Below are 1,448 nucleotides of genomic sequence, written 5' to 3' on the forward strand. Positions count from 1 at the left end.
TTCAACGCTGAAGAAGAGACACAGAAGCCAAAGTTGCCAATCTTCCCCCTTGAGGGGGAGATGTCCGGCAGGACAGAGGTGGGCCTCGTAGAGCGAAAACGGGGCGGGATTGAGCGCCCAAATGATGGAGCACGCTCATGACCTCCTCCGCCCCACACCTCCACCAGGCCACCACCCGAACCGACCTCGTCGACTGGGGCGTCCAACCTGACGCGCTGGACGGCGCTTCGCGCTCCACCGGCAGGCTCGTGCACAAAGGGCCAAACAACCAGCCGGAATCCGGCATCTGGGTCTGCACGCCAGGCCGCTGGCGCCTCAGTATCCCGCGCGACGAATTGTGCCATTTCGTCGCCGGCCGCGCGACCTACCGGTCGGATGTCGGTGAGGTGATAGAAGTCTCCACCGGCACCGTGGTCATGTTCCCTGCCGGCTGGAGAGGCGAATGCACCGTGCATGAGACGATGCGCAACGTCTACATGCTGGCGTGACCACGGAGCTTGATGACATGTCGACACCGCACTGGCCGAAGGCTTCGGCCGTGGAATTGGAAGACTGGGGCGCGGGCAGCAACACGCTCGCCGGTTCGCCGCGCGCTTCGGGCAAGATCCTGGCGCAGAACCCGGACGGATCGAGCGAATGCGGCCTGTGGGCGTGCACGCCGGGCACGCGCAAGGTCACCTTTGGCGCCGACGAATTCTGCCACTTCCTGTCGGGACGCGGCAGCTATGTCCATGGCGACGGCGAGGAGATCGCGGTCGAGGCCGGCACGCTGGTATTCTTCCCCGCCGGCTGGACCGGCATCTCCATCATCACGCAAACGCTGACCAAGGCCTTCATGTGCCGCTGAGCACCCATTTCCAAGGAATCGATATGACAACCCCCATCATGAAATCCCCGCTTACCATTACCGACCTCGTCGACTGGGGCGTCATCCCGACCATGATCGAGGGCCAATCCCATACCTCGGGCAAGCTGCTGTACAAGGGGCCGGAAGGCCGCTCCGAATGCGGGCTTTGGGTCTGCACTCCGGGCAAATGGCACTGCCATGTCACCCGCGACGAGTTCTGCCATTTCCTCGAAGGGCGCTGCACCTATGTGCATGAATCCGGCGAGGTCATCGAGATCGAGCCGGATACGGCAGCGTTCTTCCCGCAGGACTGGAAGGGCGTCTGCACCGTCCATGAGACAATCAAGAAGGTCTACATGATCCGCTGAGCCTTCTCGATAATTCTGCCCTGCCGGACACCTGACGCGGCTTTCTGCGCTTCCGGTGCTCACGGACTAAATGTCCGCTGCGCTCCGGTTCTCGAAAGCCACGCCATCTGCCTCGGCAGGACGAATTCTCAAAAAGGCTCCGTAAATGGAGAAGGACAAAATGGATTTCTCTCCTGACCGGCCAACCTTCTTCGTCAATCCGGACTACCGGTCGATGGCCGGCGCGGCAAAAC

General features: G+C 62.0%; 3 protein-coding genes. All 3 read left to right on the forward strand.

What is annotated here, in order from left to right:
- Window positions 1–137: 137 nt before the first annotated feature.
- From EN884_RS35805 to EN884_RS35815, 3 genes are read left to right on the forward strand one after another with little or no spacing between them, the layout of a single operon-like run.
- Window positions 138–488, forward strand: a complete 351-nt coding sequence (locus EN884_RS35805) for a cupin domain-containing protein (protein ID WP_063169498.1) — start codon at window positions 138–140, stop codon at window positions 486–488.
- A gap of 17 nt (window positions 489–505) precedes the next feature.
- Complete coding sequence (locus EN884_RS35810; RefSeq protein WP_063170399.1) at window positions 506–847, forward strand: cupin domain-containing protein; 342 nt, start codon at window positions 506–508, stop codon at window positions 845–847.
- 23 nt (window positions 848–870) lie between these two features.
- The gene (locus EN884_RS35815; protein WP_013528939.1) at window positions 871–1,215 is read left to right on the forward strand and encodes a cupin domain-containing protein; all 345 of its coding nucleotides are present in this window, start codon (window positions 871–873) and stop codon (window positions 1,213–1,215) included.
- Window positions 1,216–1,448 lie beyond the last annotated feature (233 nt).

The organism is Mesorhizobium sp. M7A.F.Ca.AU.001.01.1.1 (assembly GCF_004022735.1).
Taxonomy (GTDB): Bacteria; Pseudomonadota; Alphaproteobacteria; order Rhizobiales; family Rhizobiaceae; genus Mesorhizobium; species Mesorhizobium ciceri.

Bases quoted from the DNA above. Each gene is read 5' to 3' on its own strand.
- EN884_RS35815 (WP_013528939.1), top strand. From the start codon at position 871: ATGACAACCCCCATCATGAAATCCCCGCTTACCATTACCGACCTCGTC.
- EN884_RS35805 (WP_063169498.1), top strand. From the start codon at position 138: ATGACCTCCTCCGCCCCACACCTCCACCAGGCCACCACCCGAACCGAC.
- EN884_RS35810 (WP_063170399.1), top strand. From the start codon at position 506: ATGTCGACACCGCACTGGCCGAAGGCTTCGGCCGTGGAATTGGAAGAC.